General features: G+C 33.3%; 22 protein-coding genes and 1 tRNA gene. 12 read left to right on the top strand and 11 right to left on the bottom strand.

The genetic code is table 11. The features are described from left to right. Window positions 1-373: 373 nt before the first annotated feature. The 3 genes from J3U16_RS07655 to J3U16_RS07645 all read left to right on the top strand — a co-directional run bounded on the left by J3U16_RS07655 (window position 374) and on the right by J3U16_RS07645 (window position 4,215). Complete coding sequence (locus tag J3U16_RS07655) at window positions 374-1,678, top strand: GntP family permease (protein ID WP_065734055.1); 1,305 nt, start codon at window positions 374-376, stop codon at window positions 1,676-1,678. Between the two features lie 17 nt (window positions 1,679-1,695). Further along, on the top strand, window positions 1,696-2,841 hold the full coding sequence (locus J3U16_RS07650; RefSeq protein ID WP_065734054.1) for a glycerate kinase: 1,146 nt from the start codon (window positions 1,696-1,698) through the stop codon (window positions 2,839-2,841). 225 nt (window positions 2,842-3,066) lie between these two features. After that, complete coding sequence (locus J3U16_RS07645; RefSeq protein ID WP_065734053.1) at window positions 3,067-4,215, top strand: sugar diacid recognition domain-containing protein; 1,149 nt, start codon at window positions 3,067-3,069, stop codon at window positions 4,213-4,215. A 24-nt stretch (window positions 4,216-4,239) separates the two neighbouring features. Here the strand turns inward: J3U16_RS07645 and J3U16_RS07640 are convergent, their stop codons facing one another. From J3U16_RS07640 to J3U16_RS07630, 3 genes are all read right to left on the bottom strand, one after another. Then, window positions 4,240-4,434: a thermostable hemolysin delta-VPH gene (locus tag J3U16_RS07640; RefSeq protein ID WP_065734052.1), complete on the bottom strand. Its 195-nt coding sequence runs from the start codon at window positions 4,432-4,434 to the stop codon at window positions 4,240-4,242. A 627-nt stretch (window positions 4,435-5,061) separates the two neighbouring features. Continuing rightward, the gene (locus J3U16_RS07635) at window positions 5,062-5,313 is read right to left on the bottom strand and encodes a hypothetical protein (protein ID WP_267330758.1); all 252 of its coding nucleotides are present in this window, start codon (window positions 5,311-5,313) and stop codon (window positions 5,062-5,064) included. 725 nt (window positions 5,314-6,038) lie between these two features. Further along, window positions 6,039-6,112, bottom strand: a tRNA-Cys gene (locus J3U16_RS07630). Window positions 6,113-6,498: 386 nt separating this feature from the next. On the opposite strand from J3U16_RS07630, the gene J3U16_RS07625 reads away from it, so the two are divergent. The 7 genes from J3U16_RS07625 to J3U16_RS07595 all read left to right on the top strand — a co-directional run bounded on the left by J3U16_RS07625 (window position 6,499) and on the right by J3U16_RS07595 (window position 11,682). After that, a complete protein-coding gene (locus J3U16_RS07625) occupies window positions 6,499-6,795 on the top strand; it encodes a DUF6694 family lipoprotein (protein ID WP_267330757.1) in 297 nt (98 codons plus the stop codon). A gap of 199 nt (window positions 6,796-6,994) precedes the next feature. Next, a complete protein-coding gene (locus J3U16_RS07620) occupies window positions 6,995-7,846 on the top strand; it encodes a MurR/RpiR family transcriptional regulator (protein WP_065734047.1) in 852 nt (283 codons plus the stop codon). Between the two features lie 197 nt (window positions 7,847-8,043). After that, window positions 8,044-8,475: a PTS sugar transporter subunit IIA gene (locus tag J3U16_RS07615; RefSeq protein WP_065563527.1), complete on the top strand. Its 432-nt coding sequence runs from the start codon at window positions 8,044-8,046 to the stop codon at window positions 8,473-8,475. A gap of 11 nt (window positions 8,476-8,486) precedes the next feature. Then, a complete protein-coding gene (locus J3U16_RS07610; protein ID WP_065563528.1) occupies window positions 8,487-8,960 on the top strand; it encodes a PTS system mannose/fructose/N-acetylgalactosamine-transporter subunit IIB in 474 nt (157 codons plus the stop codon). 45 nt (window positions 8,961-9,005) lie between these two features. Then, window positions 9,006-9,797 carry a PTS mannose/fructose/sorbose/N-acetylgalactosamine transporter subunit IIC gene (locus J3U16_RS07605; RefSeq protein WP_065734045.1) on the top strand — a complete coding sequence of 264 codons (792 nt, stop codon included), beginning with the start codon at window positions 9,006-9,008 and terminating at the stop codon, window positions 9,795-9,797. After that, window positions 9,794-10,609: a PTS system mannose/fructose/sorbose family transporter subunit IID gene (locus J3U16_RS07600; protein WP_065563530.1), complete on the top strand. Its 816-nt coding sequence runs from the start codon at window positions 9,794-9,796 to the stop codon at window positions 10,607-10,609. Before J3U16_RS07605 ends, J3U16_RS07600 begins: the two co-directional genes overlap by 4 nt. A 14-nt stretch (window positions 10,610-10,623) precedes the next feature. Further along, window positions 10,624-11,682, top strand: coding sequence for a tyrosine-protein phosphatase (locus tag J3U16_RS07595; RefSeq protein WP_267330755.1), 1,059 nt, complete (start codon window positions 10,624-10,626; stop codon window positions 11,680-11,682). Window positions 11,683-12,168: 486 nt separating this feature from the next. Here the strand turns inward: J3U16_RS07595 and truC are convergent, their stop codons facing one another. From truC to uvrA, 5 genes are all read right to left on the bottom strand, one after another. Beyond that, the gene (gene truC / locus J3U16_RS07590; RefSeq protein ID WP_065734043.1) at window positions 12,169-12,879 is read right to left on the bottom strand and encodes a tRNA pseudouridine(65) synthase TruC; all 711 of its coding nucleotides are present in this window, start codon (window positions 12,877-12,879) and stop codon (window positions 12,169-12,171) included. 16 nt (window positions 12,880-12,895) lie between these two features. Further along, window positions 12,896-13,717 carry a pyridoxal phosphatase gene (locus J3U16_RS07585; RefSeq protein ID WP_065563533.1) on the bottom strand — a complete coding sequence of 274 codons (822 nt, stop codon included), beginning with the start codon at window positions 13,715-13,717 and terminating at the stop codon, window positions 12,896-12,898. A 73-nt stretch (window positions 13,718-13,790) separates the two neighbouring features. Next, window positions 13,791-14,396 (bottom strand): recombination mediator RecR, encoded by a 606-nt coding sequence (gene recR / locus J3U16_RS07580; protein WP_267342810.1) that lies wholly within the window; start codon window positions 14,394-14,396, stop codon window positions 13,791-13,793. A gap of 156 nt (window positions 14,397-14,552) precedes the next feature. Then, window positions 14,553-15,152 (bottom strand): glycerol-3-phosphate 1-O-acyltransferase PlsY, encoded by a 600-nt coding sequence (gene plsY, locus J3U16_RS07575; RefSeq protein WP_267342809.1) that lies wholly within the window; start codon window positions 15,150-15,152, stop codon window positions 14,553-14,555. Between the two features lie 43 nt (window positions 15,153-15,195). Next, complete coding sequence (uvrA, locus tag J3U16_RS07570) at window positions 15,196-18,030, bottom strand: excinuclease ABC subunit UvrA (RefSeq protein ID WP_416380560.1); 2,835 nt, start codon at window positions 18,028-18,030, stop codon at window positions 15,196-15,198. Window positions 18,031-18,346: 316 nt separating this feature from the next. On the opposite strand from uvrA, the gene J3U16_RS07565 reads away from it, so the two are divergent. Next, window positions 18,347-19,084, top strand: a complete 738-nt coding sequence (locus tag J3U16_RS07565) for a cyclase family protein (protein WP_267342805.1) — start codon at window positions 18,347-18,349, stop codon at window positions 19,082-19,084. An 87-nt stretch (window positions 19,085-19,171) separates the two neighbouring features. Here the strand turns inward: J3U16_RS07565 and J3U16_RS07560 are convergent, their stop codons facing one another. From J3U16_RS07560 to guaA, 3 genes are all read right to left on the bottom strand, one after another. After that, window positions 19,172-20,110: a sugar kinase gene (locus J3U16_RS07560; RefSeq protein ID WP_065563538.1), complete on the bottom strand. Its 939-nt coding sequence runs from the start codon at window positions 20,108-20,110 to the stop codon at window positions 19,172-19,174. A 27-nt stretch (window positions 20,111-20,137) separates the two neighbouring features. Beyond that, window positions 20,138-20,608, bottom strand: a complete 471-nt coding sequence (locus J3U16_RS07555; RefSeq protein ID WP_065734038.1) for a YhcH/YjgK/YiaL family protein — start codon at window positions 20,606-20,608, stop codon at window positions 20,138-20,140. A 298-nt stretch (window positions 20,609-20,906) separates the two neighbouring features. Next, complete coding sequence (gene guaA / locus J3U16_RS07550) at window positions 20,907-22,490, bottom strand: glutamine-hydrolyzing GMP synthase (RefSeq protein WP_065563541.1); 1,584 nt, start codon at window positions 22,488-22,490, stop codon at window positions 20,907-20,909. Between the two features lie 329 nt (window positions 22,491-22,819). Here guaA and J3U16_RS07545 point away from each other — a divergent pair, with 329 nt between their 5' ends. After that, entirely contained in the window at window positions 22,820-23,251 is a 432-nt protein-coding gene (locus J3U16_RS07545; RefSeq protein ID WP_267342803.1) for a hypothetical protein, read from the top strand. Window positions 23,252-23,254 lie beyond the last annotated feature (3 nt).

Raw genomic sequence — 23,254 nt, 5'->3', positions numbered from 1 at the left:
TTTCAAGTCAGTATTACCCTATAAGGTAATAGGTTAAGCAAAATAGGATGGGCATTTTACGCTTTAGCTATAGGATTGGCAAATTAATTGTATTTACAATAAAGATCAAAAAAATCGCAATAAGAAACAATAATTTCACAAATCTAATCTTATCGCCTAATTTTAAAGGAGCTGTTGATCTAGATTTTTATAAAATTGGATGCGTGAAACGCACTAACTTTGTGACGAAGATCACATAACGCTATTATAAAGCCCAATATTTTTTTGTTTTTATAGCTCACATTTGTGCAAAACCACATAGATAGCAAACTAATTCGATAATAAAATTAGCGCAATACTTTTTAATAGTCATAGAAACATGAGGAAAATTTAAATGACTGAACTCATTAGTTGGTATGGAGCTATAATAGGACTTTTTCTTGCAATATTTCTTATATTACGTGGAATAAATCCAGTCTATTCGTTATTTTTTGGTGCGATAATTGGTGCTTTCATTGGTGGAGCAAATCTAATACAAACTGTCACAATTTTAACTACTGGTACTCAAAGTATCATGGGCACTGTGATTAGAGTATTAGCTGCGGGTATTCTAGCCGGGGTAATGATGGAATCGGGCGCAGCGGAAACTATTGCTCAAGCTGTCGTTAGAAAATTAGGTGAGAAAAAGGCATTACTCGCTTTAGCATTAGCTACAGGTATTATTACTGCATCAGGCGTATTTATTCCAGTTGCTGTATTAATCGTTGCACCTATTGCTTTATCTGTTGGTAATAAAATGGGCATTTCTCGATTAGCGTTATTATTAGCACTTTCTGGTGGTGGTAAAGCTGGGAATATTATATCACCTAACCCAAATACTATCGCTGTTGCCAATGGCTTCAATTTAAGCTTAAGTGATGTGATGATAGCGGGTTTTATTCCTGCTCTATTTGGTTTAATTGCAACTGTCGTTATCGCTTCATTGATAAAAAATAAAGGTGATAAAATTGCTAACGACGAAGTCGTTGCATTACAAAAAAATGATGCTGAACAGAAAAATAAAAATCCATCATTAGGCAAAGCAATCGTTGCTCCTGTAACAGCAATCCTTCTATTAATGGTTAGCCCTATAGGCAATATTTTCCATATTGAAGCACTAGCTAATTTAAAGATTGATGCATTATATGTGCTTCCTGTAGCAGGGATCATCGGCATGTTAGCAATGGGACAACATCGTAACATTGCAATGTATACCAAATCTGGGATTGAAAAAATGACACCAACTGTACTTATTCTTGTCGGTGCTGGTGCTATCGCAGGTTTAATTGGTTCATCAAACCTAGCAGCTCAAGTTATCAATATCATTGATTCAATGGGAATTTCTGGTTATTACTTATCACCAATTTCAGGTATCTTAATGGCAGCAGCTACAGCATCAACTTCAACAGGTGTAATTTTAGCAACAGGTACATTTGGTTCAACCATCACAGATTTAGGAATACCAGCTCTTAGTGCAGCTGTTATGATGCATACTGGTGCAACAGTTATTGATTCATTACCGCAAGGGAATTACTTTCATGTAACTGGCGGTAGTATGAATATGACAATTAAACAACGTATGAAATTGATTCCATATGAAGCGATGGTTGGTGGAACAATGACAATTATTGCCATTATTTTCTATCAATTTATTATGTAATATTAAGAGTAATTTTTATGAAACAGAAAACATTTGTTCTTGCTCCTGACTCATTTAAAGAAAGCTTAACAGCAAAGGAAGTGTGTCAAGCAATGGAGTCAGGTTTAAAAAAGGTATTTCCTGATGCCAAATATATTCATGTCCCAATGGCTGATGGTGGTGAAGGTACAACACAATCACTAGTCGATGCGACTAATGGAACTTTACATGCTTGTGAAGTTACTGGTCCACTTGGTAACAAAGTGACTGCCTATTATGGAATCCTAGGAGATAACACCACAGCAGTCATTGAAATGGCTTCAGCAAGTGGTATCCATCTTGTTACCAAAGAACAACGTAATCCATTAATTACCACAACCTTTGGTACAGGTGAATTGATTCTTGCCTGCTTAAAACAGGGTATTAAAAAAATTATTTTAGGTATTGGCGGTAGCGCGACAAATGATGGTGGAGCCGGAATGGCACAAGCCTTAGGCGTAAAGCTTTACGATAAAAACAATCAACTACTCCCTAAAGGTGGAGGAGCATTAGGCAATTTAGCTAGAATTGATATGTCTGAAGTAAATCCTCAACTTGATAGTGTAGAATTTATTGTTGCAAGTGATGTTACCAACCCACTCTGTGGTGAAAAAGGTGCTTCAAGAGTATTTGGACCACAGAAGGGAGCAACCCCTGAGATGGTTGAACAATTGGATGCGAACTTACAACATTATGCATCAATCATAAAATCTCAGTTAAATAAAGATGTTGCGACTATTCCTGGTGCTGGTGCTGCTGGCGGATTAGGGGCAGGATTAATGGCATTTACCAATAGTAAAATGGAAAAAGGCATCGATATTGTTATCAAATATAGTAATTTAGAAAACCAATTAATTGGTGCCGATTTTTGTTTTACAGGAGAAGGTGGAATTGATTTTCAAACCAAATTTGGAAAAACGCCTTATGGTGTTGCACAAACTGCCAAAAAACACAATATTCCAGTTATTGCATTAGCAGGAATGATTGGTGAAAACATCGAAGAACTTTATCCAGAAGGAATTAATGCCATTTTTGGAATCATCCCATCTCTATCTAAGATTGAAGATTTATTGGCTGATGGATTCAAAAATATTGAACGAACCAGTGAAAATATTGGTCGCTTAATTAGTATTACTAAACTTTAACACTTTTAGACACTAACAAACAAAAGCATGGGGAAATAAAGAGGTTATTCTTTACTCCCCAATTATTATCTAATTAAACATAGATAAATCTTAATATTAAATTAACAGACCTAAAGTCTGCTATAATTAAAAAGTTTTAACACGATCTCAAGAAAAGTTATAGTAATAAAATTAAAATCAATGAGTTATGAATTAGAACTTGTTAATAATATAAGGTTTATCGCTATGAAATCGCAAAGCATCTCACCAATACTTGCTCAATATATTGTTGATAAAACTATGAAAATCATCAACTGTAATGTCAATATAATGAATAATCATGGTGAAATTATAGGTAGTGGTGATACACAACGTATTGGCGAATTACATGAAGGTGCGGTGTTAGCTATATCACAAGGCAGAGTTGTTACCATTGACAATCCAACTGCAAAAAAACTTAAAGGAGTTAAACCTGGTGTTAATTTTCCACTAAAACTAAAAAAAGAAATTGTTGGCGTTATTGGCATAACAGGTGAACCCGCACAAATAATCCAATTTGCTGAACTTGTGAGCATGACAGCAGAGATGATGATGGAACAAGCTTTATCATTCAATCAACAATCGCAAGAAAATCGGTTAAAAGAAGAGTTTATATTATCAATAATTCAATCAGATAAAACGCTTTCAAATATAAATGAATGGAGTCGAAAATTAAATATTGACTTATCGTTAGCTTATGTTGCTGTTATTATTGAAATCGAGAGTGGTCAGCTGGGAATTCAAACAGCAATGGAGGAGTTACAACAAATCCGAAATGAACTCGAAACACTAACCAAACTCGTGGCCATAAAGTCCCTAACCGAAATTGTTATATTACTACCTGCTTTAAATAAGTTTAACCGATGGGATTTTTCAGAACATAAGGCAAAACTAGAAAAACTAGTTAGCCATACAAAATTGCTTAGTCAATTTGCAATAAAAATATCTTTAGGAAAATATTTTCATCAGGGAAACGACACAATAGCAAGATCTTATCAAACAGCTAAAACAGCTTTAGAAATCGGTAAAAAAAGATTACCAGAATGCCGTAACTACTATTATCAAGATCTTATCTTACCGGTTTTATTAGATGGTTTAAATCAAGATTGGCAAGCTGAAGAATTACTTTCCCCTTTAAATAAATTAAAAGCATCTGATACAAATGGTTTATTGCAAAATACGCTTGAAACTTGGTTTTTTAATAACTTGCACAATAGCAATACTGCCAAAAATCTATTTATACATCGCAATACACTTGAGTATAGATTGAATAATATTGCCAAACTGACTGGATTAGATTTATCGAAATTTGATGATCGTGTACTGCTTTATATTGCACTACAACTCGATAAATAACCTTATATTTTAAATATAATTAAATTATTCATCACCAGCCTCAATAAGCGGCAAATACTCTTGCCAGCGATATTCTCGTATCGGCATTGGATTTGAATTCTCAAAATATAAAACTAGTGCTGGTTTGATACCATTCCAATTATCGACAAACTCATATCGAGTAAGAAAACCCTCTTTTATCAATTTTTTGGCTTTAGCATGATAATTAAAATAACTCATAATTTATATTATCCTAATTATTGATAAAAATAATAAAAAATCGCAAGTTAATCAATTTTGAATTATAAATGATAAATCTTCATTGAAGATATAAAGTAAACTTTTAAAAATAAAAATCGGAACCATGGATAAAAGTGCTAACCACAAAGATTTAATAAAAATAAAATGCAACGGCTTAATTTAGTTTATTAATAATATGGCAAATTCCGATTATCCAGCAATATTAAATAATAAGATATAAATAAATATTACATAAAACCATTAGTGAACTTTGTTAACTTAATGAATTATAAAATTATTTTTAAAAGATTTTGGATTAAGGTTGGTATCTCTACCACTAATCTATAGCAACTTAGTTTTATTACAGAAATTTTAATTAATTAAAACATTGACGTTAATGGAGACGAGTCCCTAGTCGAGGTAGACGGATTTTCAATTTGTTATAATTTTAATTCTTACATATTCTAACATTCTTTCAATTCGCCTCAACGTTGTTAGAGTAAATCTTTTATAACTAAATATTACTTTTTGACAAATTTAATTAATTTCATTAAATAAGCACACAAAAAAAACAGGCCACCTTGTGTGAGATTTTTATTACTCATAATTTTTACTCAAATAACTAACCTATAAAGAAGATTGGCCTTTCGGACTCAAAGGACTAAGGTATACTAGAGGAAGTACAGCATGTCTATTATCATAATAGTAAAAACGTACATTGTATGGAGTTATACTGATTCCATTTAAAGAGAAATCCATTAAGCGATCAATATAATCTCTATGTATGTTTTTATTAATCCTATTTTCATTATCATCTGTATCATTCACTAAAGAAAAATCCATTTTAAATGTCTTATCTTCATTTTTTAATTTACTCATTTTTATTCCTTATTTTTCAGTTGATTATATAATTTGTTTTTTTATTACGTTCTTAGGTATTCTACTTACCGAGGTATATAGGACTACGATTTGATAATGTTTTATATTAAATATATCACCTGTTTATCCCTATGCATATAGGGAACACATAGCCCAGAGGTTTACGGCGCTCGTGTTCCGGTTTATCCCTATGCATATAGGGAACACTCATCTAATGTTGCAATTATTTTCATTTCATACGGTTTATCCCTATGCATATAGGGAACACGATTGGCTAATATTTTGCTCAATCCTTTTCTGCGGTTTATCCCTATGCATATAGGGAACACCCTTATTATAACCTATTGTTTATTAATTAAAATAGCAAGGTATAAAATTCCACCAATTTTTTTGATGTTTTTTTAATCAGATGACAATTAAACCTCAATCGGTTAAATCTATAATTTTATCAATGTGTTAAATGAAATTAATAAGGAGTTTTGTATACTACCCGTTTTTGTGGTTTTTGTTGGTACCAAACAATATTTTGTTGATTAATAGTTCATAGCCTATAGTAAGTTCACGAACATCTATTGTCGCGTTACTTTTATCTTTGATAATTTAAAACATTAAGAAAAGAGAATTTTAAAAAGCTTCTTGTGGATTGGATACATTAACCCAATACTATTAATAAAAAATTTAGACTGTATTGTTTTATGAGCAAAATAAAATTCTTGGGATTTTAATGGAGGCGCGTCCCGGAGTCGAACCGAGGTAGACGGATTTGCAATCCGCAGCATGGCCACTCTGCCAACGCGCCGTAGAGGTCTATCTGAATAGGTGGCAAATATTAGCATTAGCTTACTCTATCGTCAAGGTTAAATAGGTTATAAATACAGCAGTCGTAGCGATTATTTCAATTGTCCTATATTTAGGACATTAATAAAAAATTTAAAAGCACCTATGTCAAGATAAATTATTGAAAAAAAGTTGAGGAACAGGGTTTTTGAGTTTAAAAATCGACTTTATCCGTAAAAATTACCTTTTTATATACCTAGAAATAAAAAGAATATAATTCGTGTTATAGATTCCAACTTTTTAAAATAATATTTATTTTTGTATAGAAATTGATTTATCACTTGATAATTGACCGTATTTAGTATAAAAATAGCGCTGCATTTAACAATATATTTTTAAGGAAAGGAAATGTTCAAGAAATTACTAGCTGTATCATTATTAAGTTTTGTCCTAGTTGGTTGTGGTGACGATGGACTTAAAATTGATTTTTCTACTCAAGAAACTTATGCAACTTCTATTCAAAAAGTTACTGAAAAATTAAGTGACTCTGATAAGCTTGCTTTTGGACGAGCACTAACTAAAGTAGCTTCTACTGCTGCACTTAACCCAGCTAATGCTGGCGATCAAAATAAAATCTTTACTGAAATGAAAAATAAACTTGATGGAAAAACAGCAAAAGAAATCATCAGTGAATTTGATAAATAATTTTCTTTTATTACACTAAAAACCCGCTTTTGCGGGTTTTTTTATGGAAAAGTCTAATATTATTGAATCTTTTTTATTATTGATAGCAACTAATAGGATTGTGTGAAGTAAATTTGATTAATAAATTATAAAATTATTTTTAATTTCTAAGACGAATTTTATATACTTGCTTCACTAAAATAGTTTTTTGAGGTGTGCAATGATTGAACTAAAACTCAGAGAAGTAAAAAAAGACTTATCAACTAAGGAGTTAAAAGTATCCGAATATATTATTGCAAATACTCAAGCGCTAAAAAATATGAGTATACAAACCTTAGCAAAACACAATCATGTTAGCACAACGACCATTTTACGACTTTGTAACAAATTAGGTTATAAAGGTTTTAGTGATTTTAAGGTCGATCTTATCGGCTCAATTCCTCAAAAGCTTAGTACTGAAATTCTTCAAGATGATATTAATTTGAATGACTCTCTTGAGGAAGTAAATAGCAAAGTTCAAGCTATGGAAAAATCCTCTATAGACGAAACTCATTCCATTGTTAATACTCATGCATTAAACAGTGCCATCGAATTAATAATCAAAAGTAACAAAATTGTAATATTTGGCGTTGGAAGCAGTGGCTTGGTTGGTAAAGAGTTTGAATATCAACTAATTAAAATCAAGAAAGATGTAAATTGTCATTTTGATGCTCATATTTCACGTAGTTTGATCAGCACGTTAGACAAGAATGATCTTGTTATTATTATTTCGCATTCTGGTGAAACACCTGAATGTGTAGATTTACTTAAACTTGCTGGTCAATCATCAGTCCCTTCTATTGCTATTACTAAAATGGGACAAAGTCAAATTTCATCATTAGCCTCTTTTGTCTTACATACGACATCTATGGAACACGCTTCTAGATTGATTCCTGTTCGTTCCAAAATTTCACAAATATCAGTCATTAATATGTTGTTAACTAACTTATTTATTCGTAAATATGATGAAAGGTTACTACAGCAAACTCAAAATCGTGAAAAACGAAAATATCCTCGATATACCCAGAAGTAATAACAAATTTACCAATCAAATAATCTCATCAAGTTGAAAAGTCATTAACTTAAACTTTTCCTTTAATAAATTTGATCTTGTTCACAAAATTATAAAAATTTCTTAAAAAATGGATGACTATTTTTAAATGTAGATGTAACTTTATTACTAAACATACTTACACATTTAGTAATAAAGTTACAAACAAGGAAATTTTTATGTCTAATCCTTTACCTATCATTTTAGCAAGTCATGGCCCTTTTGCTCAGGGTGCACTTGAATGTGCACAGATGCTTATGGGCGAGCAAGAAAGTATCCACATTATTTCAGTTTTAGTTGATAGCAATATCAATAACTTACGACAAGAAATGCAAAGTAGTTATAAAAAACTTAATCAAGGCAATGGAGTAATTATTTTGGTTGATATTATGGGAGGAACTCCCTGCAATCTTGCTAGCGAATTACTGATATCCCATGACGATGTTTTACTATTTTGTGGTTTTAATATTCCCGTACTACTTGAAGTTTTAAACAATCGAGAAGGAACATTGAACGATGCCAAACAAGCTATTGAAGAAGCATTTCCTCAAAGCTGTAAAGACGTTAGACAACTGCTAAATATTAAAAATGAAGAAGTTAATGAATTGTAAGGAGAACACCAATGCCAATTAATGTAGCACGAATCGATGACCGATTAATTCATGGACAAGTTATTACAACTTGGGTGAAAAACTATGATATCGAGCAAGTATTAGTCATCAACGATAAAGTTGCTGATGACAAAGTTCAACAATCAGTATTAACCATGTCTGCACCGCCAGGATTAAAGGTTTTGATCTTTGGAGTACAGCAATTTATCGAAATCTTAAAAAAGACACCTATCAAAAAAAGAACAATGTTACTGTTCACCAATAGTATTGACGTTGACGCATTAGTGGACGGTGGATTGTCACTAGAAAAACTCAATGTAGGTGGAATGAGAATGCAAGATGGTCGTCATCAATTATCAAGAGCGGTGTCTGTCACACCAGAAGAAGAACAAGCGTTTAGAAATCTCATTGCAAAAAATGTTGAAGTTGAAATTCAGATGGTGCCTAAAGATCCCATTGTCGATCTAAAAACCCTACTCAGCTAACACTATTTATTAAAACATTTATTTCTATAATTTGGAGGTTAACACATGTTAACACAAGCTATTCTTGTCGCCATTTGGGCGGGAATTTGTTCACTCGATGATGTCGGGCCACAAATGTTACGTCGGCCTTTATTAACCGGTACTGTAGCAGGCATCATCATGGGTGATATGGTTCAAGGATTAGCCATTGGTGCAACACTTGAACTTATGTGGATGGGCGTTGGAAATGTTGGAGCTTACTCAGCGCCAGATATTGTTGCTGGTGCAATTATTGGCGTTTCATTAGGTATTTCAACTGGCGGTGGCGTTGCCACTGGAGTTGCATTAGCCCTACCCGTTTCAATACTTTGCCAACAATTACTTATTCTATGGCGATCATTTGCTTGTTTCCTAAATCCATGGGCAGAAAAAAGCATACAAAATGGAGATTATAAAGGACTAGTTAAAGTACATTATTTTTCAACACCTATATGGTTTTTAATTAGAGCTGTTCCATGCTTTTTAGCAATTTATTTTGGCAGTGATCTGATTAAAACAATTTTAGACGCTATTCCAAAGAATATAATTGATGGTATGGGTGTCGCTTCAAAATTAATCCCAGCAGTAGGTATTTGTATTCTATTGTTGATGTTATTAAAAGGCTCAATGTGGTTCTTCTTTTTACTCGGATTTGTTTTAACTAGTTACCTAAAACTACCAATCATACCTGTTACCTTCGTTGCACTTGCCTTTGCTGTCTTATATGACATGGCATTCACCGCGGGCAAAAACAATAATCAAAGTAATCAAGAAAAACCTATGCAAAATGACAGTATTGAAGAGGAATATGACCTATGAACAATGAAAAGAAAATTACTAAAAAAGATCTTAATAGTGTCTTTTGGAAAATACAAACAATCCCTTTTTCATTCAACTATGAAAAATTACAAACGATTGGATTTGCTCACTGTATGATTCCAATTCTAGACCGTCTTTATAAGGACGCCGATAAAGAAACTCGCGTTAGAGCAATGCAACGCCATTTTGAGTTTTTCAATACGCAAGTTAATGCCGGAGCATTAGTTCTTGGCGTTACAGCTGCTGTCGAAGAGAAAACAACGGAAGAAGAAAAAGATGCGGTCATTTCGTTAAAAGCTGGATTAATGGGCCCGTTTGCAGGTTTGGGTGATAGTCTACTGAAATTTACTTGGATGCCGATATGTGGAAGTATTGGCGCAGCTTTTGCGTTACAAGGTAATATCATTGGACCCATATTAATGTTTTTCATCTATAATTTAGTCAACATTTTTACAAAATATTTCTTTGTTCATTATGGATATAACAAAGGAATTGATCTTATAGAGCAATCTAAAAATTCAAATATTATTCAGCGAATTAGTAACGTTGCTAATGTCGTTGGCGTAATGGTGCTAGGATCGTTAATAGCCTCAACAGTAAAAGTATCAACACCTTATTTAATTGAAGTTGGTGAGCAATCAATAAAAGTTCAAGAAATGTTTGATAAGGTAATGCCAAATTTATTAACGCTTCTTTTTACCTTAGCTGTATTTTTCTTAGTTAGGAAATTTCAAGGTAAATATACAGTATCGCTCATTATTGCTGTAATGGTAATTGGAGTCGTTCTTTCATCAGTCGGCATATTACACTAGGTAGGAAGAAAGTTATGTTAGAAAAAAATAATGAAATATCAGTAATTAGGAATAAGCAAGGAAAATTAGAAGTTACTTTTAATAGTGATAAGCCTGCAGATTTATATTGGACAACCGAAGCTGATGTAAATACTAATAATAAAACGCTAATTGGAAAAGCATTAAAATCCCCAGTAATATTTGATGATCCATTAAATGCTAAAAGCCGAATCTATCTCATATTACAAATAAATGACCAAAAACCATTTTTATTTGGAGAACGAACATTACCAATCAATGGACTAAATAATTTCCGTGATTTTGGTGGTTATGTCGGTGCAAAAGGAAAACGTATAAAATGGGGAATGTTGTATCGTTCTAATCATCTTCACGGCCTAAAACCTGATGCACAACAATATATAAAAGCATTGAATATAAAAACAATCATTGATTATCGTTGTGAAAATGAGGTTAAAACAAGCCCGAATTGTTCAATTGGTGAAAGACAAACTTTTAATTTGGATGCCTCTGCTCAAACAGCAGAATTAGCTGCACAATTTGCAGCTGATCCAAGCAATGAAGATCGGGCATTAATTGAAAGTGTTCTTCGTGATATTCCAAAGGAGTTGGTTAATGGTGACGGTATACAAGTACTTGAGCAATATCGTAACTTTGTACTAAGTGAAAAATCTAAAAAAGCCTATCGAGAAATGTTAAGAGTAATTTTAGATTCAAATAACAGCCCTAGCCTTCAACACTGTCGCGGCGGTAAAGATCGGACGGGTTATGGTGTATTGTTAATTCAAGTTATGTTAGGTGTATCTGAATCAGATATTATATATGATTATATGCTAACACATGATAATCGATTGGAACGCAATAAAATAAAAATGGCTGCTTATCGAGAGATCACTGATAATGAAGACGTTTTGGGTTATCTACTAAGTTTAATTGATACCCGAGAAATCTTTATTAATGAGGTTTTCGATACTATGAGAAAAATTGCAGGCTCACCTAGCAATTACATTAAGCAAGAACTTGGTTTTACCGATGAAGATTTCGAAAAAATGGCATCTATTTATCTCGAAGCTTAATCATTCAGTTAATAATTTAAAAGCGTAATTGTAAAATTACGCTCTTTTCAATTTAAACAACTTATTGAAATAAATTGTAGAAATATTGAATACAAATAAAAAGTCATGTAAAGCTTTAAAAATGAACTTTCCACTATTTTCACTATTTAACTAAATCTAATTAATCTTAGATAATTTTAGAATATACAAAGAAATCAATAATTACCACTTATCAAAAGATGTTAGATATATTTGCATTCTGGAGTGAAACTAACTTTATATTTAATAATCAAAAAAATTTTAAAAATAGATAATTAACGTTATAAAGCTATAAATCAATCATTATATTTGATTAAATTCTTAATCTAATGCCTTTTAACTATTTTGTTTTAAAGTATTTAATTGAGACAAAGAATATACCCGATATTAGTAATGCCATATTATGTTTATCATGCTAAAAGACAAAAACTATTAATAATTTTAGAAGACATTTAACCCCAAAAAAACTTATTTAAAATTTTGTAATATCGTTAACCAATCATCACTTAATTTTGCATGAATAGTGATAGGGTTAGATGTAATGGGATGAATCATTTTGACAGTGCTAGCATGTAACATAAGACGTTTAACACCAAAATATTGACTAAAAGCTCGATTTTGATGAAGATCACCATGTTTACTATCACCTATGATAGGGTGAAAAATATGTTTAAGATGACGACGTAATTGGTGCTTTCTTCCTGTTTGTGGTTTTAATTCAACAAAGCTATATCTAGCTGTTTTATATTTACCCACTTCAATAGGCAACTCTATTTTACTCAAACCTTTATAAAAAGTTATAGCATCTTGGGCCGGCTTATCTTTACGAGTAAACTTATCAGCGATTTTATCCAACTCTTCAACTAAGGGATAATCAATGATTGCTTCATCATCAACATAACCACGTACAATAGCATGGTAAACTTTTTCTATTTGTTTGGATGCAAATTGTTCAGACAACAATCTTGCAATCTCACTAGATAAAGCAAAAATTAATACACCTGATGTTGGTCGATCAAGACGATGGATGGGATAAACATGCTGTCCGATTTGATCGCGCAACGTTTGCATGACAACGACAGTTTCATTTTTATCAAGCCAGCTTCGGTGTACTAACCACCCTTCTGGCTTGTTGATTGCGATTAAATCATTATCTTGATAAAGAATTTCAAAGACCATCTTAAAATTAATATTTCTAATTTAAAAATATTTTTTCAAGTTCAGCGGCAATACTTGGGCTGTTATTATCGCCAATTGAATAATTGGCTTTTTCTTTGACTTCTTTATCCGCATTACCCATTGCTATGCCTAATCCTGCTATGGATAACATACTGATATCATTGTAACTATCACCAAAAGCTACAATTTCACTTAATTTGATATTTTCATGTTCAGCCCAATGCTTTAGTCCGTTTCCTTTAGTATTCCCTTTTACCGCGACATCAGCACGATTTGACCATGACCATTCACAAGAAAACTCACCAAGCGCATCAACCGCATTTGAAAATTGTTTTAATGCTGAAATATCATGACTACTGGTCGCAAATTTGAAAATCAAATTTGCTTGATCAATCAGTTTCTCGAAGTCATCAACTTTTTTAACTTCTGGTTGTAGAAATTCAGGTAAAGACTTCACCCATTGAAAGAAACCTTCTAAATGATCATCAAGAACTTCATAATTCATAAACTGATCAGTATAAATCATAGTATGAATGCCATATTGGTTAACTAAATTTAACAATGTCTTTGCTTGTTGTTTAGTCATTGGTTTTGCAGCAAAGTTTTGCTGCTTTTCGAAATCGTATAAATAGGTCCCATTACAGCAAATCGCAGGTGTAGATAATTTTAGTTGGTAGTAATAAGGGTGAATAACGGTATGATGACGACCTGATACCAAAATAACTTTAATTCCTTTATCACTAATTCTTTGTATCATATCTACTGTTTCAGGAAGGATTAAACGATTACTACCAAGTAACGTTCCATCCATATCAAATGCGACTGCTTTATATTTCATAAGATTTCTCTTCCTCTTTCTTCTTAATACCCATTAATAGCTAATAATCTGATTGTTGGTAAATCATCAAAAGCTAAAAATCTATCTTTTGTCGCCCAACAAATGAATGCGACAATGTCGTACCATCAACCATTTCAAGCTCTCCACCCACTGGTACACCGTGCGCAATGCGAGTCGCAACGATATTAAATTCATTACACATTTGGGCGATATAATTAGCTGTAGCATCACCTTCAACAGTGGGATTGGTAGCTAAAATAACTTCACTAATTGATTCTGAACTTAACCTACTTTTTAAGAGGTCCAAACCAATATCACTCGGACCAATACCATCAAGTGGTGACAGGTGACCCAGTAAAACGAAATAACGACCACTATACTGCCCTGTTTGCTCAATAGCAAAAATATCTGCTGGTGATTCAACCACACAGAGTTGATTGCTACTTTGTCGACGGATATTCGCGCAGATATTGCAGATCTCCTGTTCAGTAAAGGTTCGACATTGTTTGCAATGACCAATATTATTCATAGCCTCATTTAACTCATGAGCTAAATGGAGACCAGCTTGACGATTACGTTGTAATAGATGATAAGCCATTCGTTGTGCTGATTTTGGACCAACTCCAGGTAAGCAGCGAAGTGCGCTAATAAGTGATTCTAGTAACGGACTGATTTGCATGAATTAACCACATAATTAAAAGATGAATAATAATACCTTGTTTGAATTGTCTGTAAAACAAAAAATATTCTATTACTTTAATTTAAAAATAATTAATCTTTCATATATCACTAATAACGATTAGTAACTGAAAATTAAGCTTAGTTGTGTTTTAGATTATTTTTTACTGTGACGATAAAAGCTTTTGGGCTCTTCGCCTTTTAATAGGCGCATTATGTTGCTACTATGGCGAATAATGATTAAGCATGAAAGCATTGTAACAGGTAATGTCAATTCTGGTTTAAATAACCAAACATATAAAGGTGCAAAAAGAAAACCGACTATTGCCGCGACAGAAGAATAACCCGTTGTAATTAATGTAAAAAACCAAGTCAACAAAAAGCAACCTGTAAAATCAAGTCCAATCGGCGCCATCATTCCTAACGCAGTTGCAACACCTTTTCCACCACGAAAATGAAAAAAGCATGGAAAAATGTGTCCAAGACAAGCCGAAATACCAATAATACCTAAAAAGAAAGGTGATATTCCAAGTCGATAAGCAATATAGACCGGAATAGCACCTTTTAACATATCAAAGATTAATACAAAAACAGCAGGTAATCGCCCATTAATCCTTAATACATTTGTCGCACCGGGGTTATGAGAACCATATAAAGAAGGATTATGTAACTTCATCAAATGGCAAATTATCATAGCACCTGAAAGTGAACCACAGAGATAAGCAATAATGATCATTAGTATAATCTGTAATGACAAAACCCTTCTCCTATGGTTAACTTTATTTATATAACAATACTTACTACTTTTGCTTTTCCAGTAATGGTTTTAAGTATTTACCAGTATAAGATTTTTTCGATTTAGCAACGTCTTCTGGTGTTCCTTCGGCGATGATTTCTCCACCGCCACTACCCCCTTCTGGACCTAAATCGACAATCCAATCGGCAGTTTTGACAACATCTAAATTATGTTCGATAACTACAATAGTATTGCCTTTATCTCTCAATGAGTGTAGTTGAGCAAGCAATTGTTTTACATCCGCAAAATGTAAGCCCGTAGTTGGTTCATCTAGGATATAAAGTGTGCTACCAGTATCTCGCTTAGATAACTCTTTTGCAAGTTTTACTCGTTGCGCTTCACCTCCAGATAATGTTGTTGCTGATTGACCAATGGTAATATAAGCAAGACCAACATCAATTAAAGTCTGTAATTTGCGTGAAATCATCGGTACCGCGTCAAAAAATTCTCGACCTTCTTCAACAGTCATGTTGAGGATTTCATTAATCGACTTACCTTTGTATTTGATTTCTAATGTTTCTCGATTATATCGTGCGCCATGACACTGATCACAAGGTACATAGATATCAGGTAAAAAATGCATTTCAACTTTAATTAAACCATCACCTTGGCAAGCTTCACAACGTCCACCTTTAACATTAAAGCTAAAACGTCCAGGATTATAGCCTCTTGCCCTGGCTTCTGGTACCCCTGCATAAAGCTCACGAATTGATGTAAAAAAGCCAGTATAAGTTGCTGGATTAGATCGTGGTGTCCGTCCAATTGGGCTCTGATCTATTGCAATAACTTTATCAAAAAAGTTTAATCCTTTAATTGATTTGAATGGTGCAATTTCGGTTTTTTCAGCGCCATTTAATTCGTTTTGAGCTAATGGATATAAGGTGTCATTAATTAATGTTGATTTACCTGATCCAGAGACGCCAGTAATACAAGTAAATAGCCCTACAGGAATGTTTAATGTGACATCTTTAAGATTATTTCCTGTCGCGCCAATCAATGATAACATTTTTTTCTTATCAACTTTATGACGTTTAGCTGGGATCTCAATTTTCTCTTTTCCAGAAAGATATTTACCAGTCAAAGAGTTCTTACTTGCCATAATCTGTTTTGGCGTACCTTGAGCAACAACTTCACCACCATGGACACCAGCGCCTGGTCCAATATCAATCACATAATCAGCAGCCATTATCGCTTCTTCATCATGTTCAACAACAATGACGGTATTACCTAAATCGCGTAAGTGAGTTAATGTATCAATCAAGCGACTATTATCACGCTGGTGCAAACCAATTGATGGTTCATCGAGAACATACATAACACCGACAAGCCCCGCACCAATTTGACTAGCCAGTCGAATTCTTTGAGCTTCTCCACCCGATAAGGTTTCAGCTGAACGTGACAGGGTTAAATAATTCAAACCAACATTGATTAGAAATTGCAGGCGATCATTAATTTCTTTTAGAATCTTTTCGGCTATCTGCGCTCGTTGTCCGGTTAAAGTAAGCTTATCAAAGAAATCTTTAGCTTGTTGTGTACTTAAATCACTAATTGTTGGTAAATTAGTATCATTAATAAACACATGACGCGCAGTTCTACATAATCGTGAACCGCCACAACACGGGCAAGGACGATTACTGATATATTTAGCTAACTCTTCACGTATAGTTTGTGAATCAGTTTCTTTATAACGACGACTAAGGTTATTGATGATCCCTTCAAAAGGGTGATTACGTTTAACGACATCACCACGATCATTGGTATAAACGAACTGTATTTCTTCATCACCAGAACCATTTAATAGAATATCTTTTACTTTGTCAGATAATTTTTCATATGGCTTATCGATATCAAATTTATAATGGTTTGCTAGCGATTTTAACATTTGAAAATAGTAGAAATTACGTCTATCCCATCCTTTGATTGCTCCAGCAGCTAAAGAAACCTCAGGCATTTGAACAATACGCTTTGGATCAAAATATTGTTGTACACCTAAACCGTCACATTCCGGACATGCACCAGCAGGATTATTGAATGAGAATAATCGCGGCTCAAGTTCTGGAATGCTATAACCACATATAGGACAAGCAAAATTGGCAGAAAATAGATGCTCTTCTGCTTTCGGATCATCTAAATTCGCGACTTTGACAATACCATTAGTTATGGAAAGCACAGTTTCGATTGATTCGGCTAAACGTAATTTCAAATCATCCCGAATTCGGAAACGATCAACAACGACTTCAATTGTGTGTTTTTTCTGAAGCTCAAGTATTGGTGGATCTGAAAGGTCATAAACATCACCATCAACTCGAACTCGAATATAACCACTTGCTGCAAGTTGTTCAAATAATTTAACGAACTCACCTTTACGCTCAGTAACAACCGGCGCAAGCAACATATAGCGGTTTTCAGATGGCAGAGCCATAATACTATCAACCATTTGCGACACAGTCTGTGCAGCTAAGGGTAAATTATGATTTGGACAGCGTGGCTCACCGATTCGAGCAAATAAAAGTCGCAAATAGTCATAAATCTCAGTGATTGTTCCCACTGTTGAGCGAGGATTATGCGATGTTGATTTTTGCTCAATCGAAATGGCAGGAGATAATCCTTCAATATGATCGACGTCAGGCTTTTCCATTAGTGATAAAAATTGACGAGCATAAGCTGATAATGACTCAACATATCGCCTTTGGCCTTCAGCATATAAGGTATCAAATGCTAATGATGATTTACCAGAGCCGGAAAGACCGGTGATAACAACCAATTTATCTCTTGGTATAACTACATTTATATTTTTTAAATTGTGTGTTCTTGCACCACGAATATCGATATCTTTAATTGACATAGATCTCTTCTTATGTGTGTTTTTAGATAAATAAAATTAACTGTATATTATACCAGTATCAAGTGATTAAATATACAACTATATAGCTCAATAGGGTCTATTAGTAGAAATTCAATAATATAAGCCAAAATTGTCAATTAAATAGCACAAATTAAGCATTTTTTACCCCTCAAAAACCCCGCTCCTCAACTTTTTTTCAAAATAGATTAGAACTAAAAGTTATATTTCTATAACTGTAAATTATTGGTTTCTTGACTTTAATCATCTTACAATAAATCATTGATACACTTTTTTGATATAAGGAATAATTTTGAATAACGACGTTTTACAAGCATTAAATTTATTAAAATCGAAAAAATGGATAGATTTGACTCATGCATTTGATCACAATTCACCCCATTTTTTTATGTTTAAACCGGCTGAAATAAAAACACTATTTGACCACAGTGATGGCTTTTTAGCGCAAAACTTTAGTTTTGCTGGTCAATATGGTACTCATTTAGATGCACCAATTCATTTTGTTCCTAATACTCGTTATTTGCATGAACTTGAATTACAGGAATTAGTATTACCTCTAATCGTAATTGACCAATCTATACGCGCAAAGCAAGATCCCAATTTTTCTTTTTCTAAAGATGACGTTTTAGCTTTTGAAAAGCAACATGGGCAAATTGAAGCGGGTAGTTTTGTTGCATTGAGAACAGACTGGAGTAAGAAATGGCCATCACAATCTGCAATGGAAAATAAAGATGAGGATGGAAACAATCAAATTCCAGGCTGGGGAATTGATGCATTAAAATTTTTATTTGAAGAACGAAAGATTAAAGCTATTGGCCACGAAACTTTTGATACTGATTCAGCGAAAGCATTTCGAGAAAATAATGCGCTAAAAGGCGAATACTATGTTTTAGAGCAAGATACTTATCAAGTAGAATTAATGACAAATTTAGATCAATTGCCAACCAAAGGCGCGGTTATCTTTAACATTGTAGCCAAACCAAATAACGCTTCGGGTTTTCCAGTACGCTCTTTTGCAATACTACCGTAATCTATTTTGCCTAAAAATCGATATTAAAAATTTTTAGAGCCAAACTATTCTGATATAAAAAACGGTCATTACTGACCGTTTTATTTACTAACCTTCAATTAGTTTTGGCGTAGCATCCAAAGGAATAATAGCACCTCGATACTGAATCACGGTACCGGCAACTAGGTGACCTTGGCTTGCTGATTGTGAAGGATTTTTACCACTTAAACGTGCAGCTAAATAACCCGCACTAAATGAATCCCCAGCTGCCGTGGTATCAATAACATCTTCTTTAGCGATTTTATTTGCTGGAACGTCAAAACGCCCTTCCACAGAATCAATAATACAACTATCGCTACCACGTTTAATGACCACTTCAGAAACACCAAACTTTTTAGTTCGTTCAATTACTTGTTCGTACGGTAACTTGCCCCATAATAAGTCTTCATCATCTAAAGTTAAAAACGCAATATCAGTAAATGATAAAATATCAGAATAGACACTTCGAGCTAAATCCAAGCTACTCCATAAACGTGGTCTAAAGTTATTATCAAAAATCACTTTACCACCATTGGCTTTAACTTGTTTTAATAGATCTAATAATTTGATAATACTTTCCGCATCTAAAATTGCAATACTGATACCACTTAGATAGACATAATCGTATTTAGCAATTTGCTCAGCAATTTTTGCTGTTTCTGCTGTTTTTAACCAAAATTTAGCAGCTGCATCATTACGCCAATAATAGAAAGAACGCTCACCCTGTTCATCAGTCACAATAGAATAAAGTCCTGGCATTTTATCAGACATTCTTTGTACCAAATCAGTTGAAATATGCTCTTTTTGCCAGCTATCAAGCATCTCTTGACTGAAAGGATCTGTTCCTAAACCAGTCACATAATGAATCGAAAAATCTTTATTTTTTAATAAGCGAGATAAATAAACCGACGTGTTAAGAGTATCTCCCCCAAAGCTACGGGTTGTTGAATCTTGTTTTATTGAAAGTTCAATCATACATTCGCCAATAACAGCGATTTTTGTTGTCATAGTGCTACCTAAAATCCTTACTTCTATTTATAAATAATCTAATGCGATTTTTACCACAACTTTACGAACCGTTGCAATCTTATTATCGACAGCACAAAGCGGTTTATGTACTTCATTAGGTAAAAATACAATAAAATCGTCTTTCTGTAATACTAACATAGTTTCTTCGTTAGGTGTTTTGATAAAAGCGATATCATTTTCTGCTATTTTATCTTCTAATACTTGTGTATGAGGAGGTAGAGTGGAAACAGCCATTCCTTCTTGACCATCTAAAACAATCTGCACATCAATATACTTTTTATGGTACTCAGGGTTTGCTTCATGAATATATCTTAATGAATTGTCAGAAACCATAAAAAACATATTATCGCTGTCAATATCATAACGACCAGCTGGTGTATTGCTATTAACGTTGTCTTTTACATATTCAATTGATTGTTTAATCTTGGTAGGCAAATAAGGAATTAAATCCAAATGATTAACATTACCTAAAATCATACTTAACGGTCCTTAATTTCTCAAATGAGGTAATAACTTAAATTAGCTTTATCCGCTTTTACTCAATAGCGAAGAAACCTATATAAAAAGAAGTATATACTTAAGTTAGTCATTTTTGTAGATCATTTAGCAATAAGTTTTTAAAGGTTTTTATATTTTAATTAAAATGCTATTTCACACTGAGTGTTTAAGTTTATCCCCTAAACCTTAAAAATCCATCATTCAAAGATAGAAATGATATAAAAAAGCCTTGATAAACAAGGCTTAAGATAAAAAGATTATATGGTATTTGTTGCAATTATTCCCACTCAATAGTGGCAGGCGGTTTTCCACTTATATCATATACAACTCGTGATATTCCATTGACTTCGTTGATAATACGATTTGATACTCGCCCTAAGAATTCGTAAGGTAAATGTGCCCAGTGAGCGGTCATGAAGTCGATAGTTTCAACAGCACGTAATGAGACAACCCAATCATACTTACGTCCGTCTCCCATTACTCCAACTGAACGTACTGGTAAGAATACGGTAAATGCTTGGCTGACTTTGTGGTATAGGTCAGCTTTATAAAGTTCTTCGATAAAAATAGCATCGGCTTGACGCAGTAAATCACAATACTCTTTTTTCACTTCACCGAGAACACGCACTCCTAAACCTGGGCCTGGGAATGGATGACGGTAAAGCATATCGTAAGGTAAACCGAGTTCTAAACCAACTTTACGTACTTCATCTTTGAATAATTCTCTTAATGGTTCTACTAACCCCATTTTCATATCTTCAGGTAAACCACCAACATTATGATGTGATTTAATCACGTGGGCTTTACCTGTATCAGCAGCAGCAGATTCAATGACATCTGGATAGATAGTACCTTGAGCAAGCCATTTGACATCTTTTAATTTTGCCGCCTCTTCATCAAAAACAGCGACAAATTCACGACCAATAATTTTACGTTTAGCTTCAGGATCAGCCTCTCCCTTCAGAGCAGCCATAAAGCGATCTTCGGCATTAATTGCGATAATATTTAACCCAAATTTATCACCAAACATATCCATGACTTGCTTTGCTTCATTTAAACGTAATAAGCCATGATCAACAAATACGCAAGTTAACTGGTCACCAATGGCTTGATGTAATAATAATGCAGTAACCGAAGAATCAACACCACCTGATAAACCTAATAATACTTTATCTTTACCGACTTTTTCTTTTATACGAGCAATTGCATCAGTAATAATAGAAGACGGTGTCCATAGCTTTTCACACTGACAAATATCAATAACAAAACGCGTTAATAACTCTAATCCTTTAACCGTATGCGTAACCTCTGGATGAAACTGTACGCCATAAAACTGTTTTTCATCGTTGGCCATAATGGCGAATGGACAAGTTTCTGTTTGCCCAATTAAGGTAAATGTGTCAGGTAATGAAGTAACTTTATCACCATGACTCATCCATACATCAAGTTGCTCTATACCAGCATCATTGGTGCTATCTAAAATACCGTCTGTTAATTTTGATTTTGCAACAATATCAACTTTAGCATAACCAAACTCTCGTTGATTAGAAGCTGTAACTTGTCCACCCTTACCTACTTGAATTGCCATAGTTTGCATACCATAGCAGATACCTAACACGGGCACGCCAGCGTTGAACACATATTCTGGTGCTCGAGGGCTATTTTGGTCAGTAGTACTTTCAGGACCACCAGATAAAATGATACCTTTAGGGTTAAATTGTTTGATTTTTTCTTCCGACACATCCCATGGCCAAAGTTCACAATAAACACCTATTTCACGAACCCGTCGAGCAATTAATTGGGTAACTTGCGAACCAAAATCAAGAATTAAAATACGTTGCTGGTGGATGTCATTTTTCATCAAATTTATTCCTAAACTATGGACTAATACAAAATCAAGGCGCTATTGTATCATTTACCGATTAAATTGAACGGATTAAATGAAAAACAATTGTAAATATTTTACATTAATATATTTTAAATCTGTTAAACATTTAATCTTGTTAATTTTATTAGATAATTAATTATATTAAAGAATCAAATACCTGACTATATAATACTTATTTATTCATTACGTTAATTGAGGAATTTTAAATAATCCCACAATTTTAATCTATGCAAAAAATTTTCTTTACCTATTTAATAAGTATACTTATAATAAGCTTGCTTACTAAATATAGGAAAAAAATAATGAACACAATTTCAATCTCTTTCGTATTACCAACAAAGGCAAAACCATCAAAAATTTGGCAATACTATACCGATCTTAATTTAAGAAAATTATGGGAAACTGATCTTGAAGACTTTCGTATTTTTGGTGACTTGAAAACAGGCACTAAAGGTATTTTTAAATTACAAAATATACCAGAAATGGAAGTGACTTTATCAAAAATCATTGATGAGCAAGAATTTACTGAACAATTTGATATGCCTGAAATAGGTTTATTATTTTTCTCCCATCAAATTGTTGAAATTTCAGAAAATCAATATGCTTTGAAATCAGAGATTTCATTAAAACCAGATACAAAAATGGACACTAAAGCATCCTATGATTTTATAAAACAGATTTCTGATGATATTATTGATAAAACTTGCAAATTAAATGGCTTAGTTGAAGGATAAATT

Source organism: Gilliamella sp. B3023 (genome assembly GCF_026536845.1).
In the GTDB taxonomy this organism is placed as follows: domain Bacteria; phylum Pseudomonadota; class Gammaproteobacteria; order Enterobacterales; family Orbaceae; genus Gilliamella; species Gilliamella apicola_E.
This window is presented reverse-complemented; position numbering and strand designations above follow the sequence as displayed.

Bases quoted from the DNA above. Each gene is read 5' to 3' on its own strand.
- J3U16_RS07655 (WP_065734055.1), top strand. From the start codon at position 374: ATGACTGAACTCATTAGTTGGTATGGAGCTATAATAGGACTTTTTCTT.
- J3U16_RS07650 (WP_065734054.1), top strand. From the start codon at position 1,696: ATGAAACAGAAAACATTTGTTCTTGCTCCTGACTCATTTAAAGAAAGC.
- J3U16_RS07645 (WP_065734053.1), top strand. From the start codon at position 3,067: ATGAAATCGCAAAGCATCTCACCAATACTTGCTCAATATATTGTTGAT.
- J3U16_RS07640 (WP_065734052.1), bottom strand. From the start codon at position 4,434: ATGAGTTATTTTAATTATCATGCTAAAGCCAAAAAATTGATAAAAGAG.
- J3U16_RS07635 (WP_267330758.1), bottom strand. From the start codon at position 5,313: ATGAGTAAATTAAAAAATGAAGATAAGACATTTAAAATGGATTTTTCT.
- J3U16_RS07625 (WP_267330757.1), top strand. From the start codon at position 6,499: ATGTTCAAGAAATTACTAGCTGTATCATTATTAAGTTTTGTCCTAGTT.
- J3U16_RS07620 (WP_065734047.1), top strand. From the start codon at position 6,995: ATGATTGAACTAAAACTCAGAGAAGTAAAAAAAGACTTATCAACTAAG.
- J3U16_RS07615 (WP_065563527.1), top strand. From the start codon at position 8,044: ATGTCTAATCCTTTACCTATCATTTTAGCAAGTCATGGCCCTTTTGCT.
- J3U16_RS07610 (WP_065563528.1), top strand. From the start codon at position 8,487: ATGCCAATTAATGTAGCACGAATCGATGACCGATTAATTCATGGACAA.
- J3U16_RS07605 (WP_065734045.1), top strand. From the start codon at position 9,006: ATGTTAACACAAGCTATTCTTGTCGCCATTTGGGCGGGAATTTGTTCA.
- J3U16_RS07600 (WP_065563530.1), top strand. From the start codon at position 9,794: ATGAACAATGAAAAGAAAATTACTAAAAAAGATCTTAATAGTGTCTTT.
- J3U16_RS07595 (WP_267330755.1), top strand. From the start codon at position 10,624: ATGTTAGAAAAAAATAATGAAATATCAGTAATTAGGAATAAGCAAGGA.
- truC (WP_065734043.1), bottom strand. From the start codon at position 12,879: ATGGTCTTTGAAATTCTTTATCAAGATAATGATTTAATCGCAATCAAC.
- J3U16_RS07585 (WP_065563533.1), bottom strand. From the start codon at position 13,717: ATGAAATATAAAGCAGTCGCATTTGATATGGATGGAACGTTACTTGGT.
- recR (WP_267342810.1), bottom strand. From the start codon at position 14,396: ATGCAAATCAGTCCGTTACTAGAATCACTTATTAGCGCACTTCGCTGC.
- J3U16_RS07560 (WP_065563538.1), bottom strand. From the start codon at position 20,110: ATGACAACAAAAATCGCTGTTATTGGCGAATGTATGATTGAACTTTCA.
- J3U16_RS07555 (WP_065734038.1), bottom strand. From the start codon at position 20,608: ATGATTTTAGGTAATGTTAATCATTTGGATTTAATTCCTTATTTGCCT.
- guaA (WP_065563541.1), bottom strand. From the start codon at position 22,490: ATGAAAAATGACATCCACCAGCAACGTATTTTAATTCTTGATTTTGGT.
- J3U16_RS07545 (WP_267342803.1), top strand. From the start codon at position 22,820: ATGAACACAATTTCAATCTCTTTCGTATTACCAACAAAGGCAAAACCA.